Source organism: Ruegeria sp. CE9 (assembly GCF_056537425.1).
Window position 1 is genome coordinate 1 of sequence record NZ_JBQFRO010000068.1, and the last position, 1,360, is coordinate 1,360.

Sequence of the window (1,360 nt, forward strand, 5' to 3'; positions counted from 1 at the left end):
CGCGATAGGCTGCCAAAGCCGCGTCAGAAAAGGCGCTTAGATCTTTGGCATATGTCCATGAGGCCAATGTCCAATCCATATAGGCCGGCCCATCTGTCGCGATCATCCGCTCGGGCAAAGGGGCGGGCTGCGCAAGGAACGTCCAGTGATAGGCCTTCATCGCCAATTCCGCATCCCATGCCGCCCAAAAATCAACGGTCGGAACGATTTCCAAAATCGCCAAACGCTCAAGCCTATCAGGATGATCCAAAGCAAAGCGATAGGCCACGCGTGCGCCGCGATCATGCCCCGCAATATGGGCCTTTTCGATGCCGAAATGATCCATCACTCCCGCCACATCCAAGGCCATCTCACGCTTGGAGTACATGCGATGTTCTTCATCGGCGGCGACAACTTCACTCTCACCATAGCCGCGCAAATCAGGGATGATCACATGAAAATCGCGGGCCAAATCGGGCGCGACTTTTGACCAGCACATATGGTTTTGAGGATAGCCATGCAGCAAAATCAAGGGCGCACCATGACCGCCGTGATGCACTGAAAGCGTGATCCCGTTGGTTTTGATTTGTTCTTTCACAAAACCTGAAGTCGCGCTGTCCATCGGTGCCTCCAAGATCAATTCCACAAAATTGGCGTGGTCGAATAGGGAATATAGAGCGGGTGTTTGGGATGACCTTCCTTCGACAATCCCAAATGGTAAAGCGGTTTTTCAACTTGGCGCAGCAATGCCGCCACCTGCGCCCCCCGCCCCAAAAACGCACCATGCGCCCCCCACGCACAGATGATCTGATGCGCCGCAGTTGCACATCCTAAAATGGCATCATCATTGGCAGGCCCAATCGGATCAGCGGCGGCACGCATCGCGCGGGGGTCTGTGTCGCGCCATGCGAAAATATTCACCACTGTGAAGCTGCCAAACCCAAGCGCGCGCGCACGCCGTTCGCAGCGCTCGACTGTGGGGTCGTTTTGCGTCTCGGTCGCGGTGGAGGGGTTCAGCATCACAAACCCCACGCGCTGGCCTGCGCCTTCCCAAATGCGCGTGAGGCTATAGCGATAGGCCTCGCAATCGGAATAGACCGCCTCTGACGCGGCATCACCCTTTTGGAACGCGCGGCGGATCACAGGTTGAACACGCGGCTTGGATGCAGCTCGCCCTCCATATACCGCCCAATGGCAACAGGCCGCCCCTCAAAACTGGCCCATGCTTGATCACCATAATTGGGCGCAGCATCCATCACCTGCCCAGGGTTTCCAACCCGCAGGCGCTGCGCGCCTTCTGAGGTTGCGCGCAAATGTGGCAACCCGTCCAACGCATGTTCGAGTGGCAAGAGAGCCGCATCAAGCGCCGTGGTTTTTGCGG

General features: G+C 57.4%; 2 protein-coding genes and 1 pseudogene. All 3 read right to left on the minus strand.

Annotation, left to right across the window (positions count from 1 at the left end):
* Positions 1–601, minus strand: a 601-nt coding sequence (locus ACR0B3_RS24030; RefSeq protein WP_480811242.1) for an alpha/beta fold hydrolase, incomplete at its 3' end; no start/stop codon positions are given.
* 14 nt (positions 602–615) lie between these two features.
* Entirely contained in the window at positions 616–1,122 is a 507-nt protein-coding gene (locus ACR0B3_RS24035; RefSeq protein WP_340252891.1) for a DUF1643 domain-containing protein, read from the minus strand.
* Positions 1,119–1,360: pseudogene (locus tag ACR0B3_RS24040) on the minus strand (tRNA pseudouridine(55) synthase TruB); the annotation flags it as partial. The pseudogene ACR0B3_RS24040 and the gene ACR0B3_RS24035, both read right to left, overlap by 4 nt.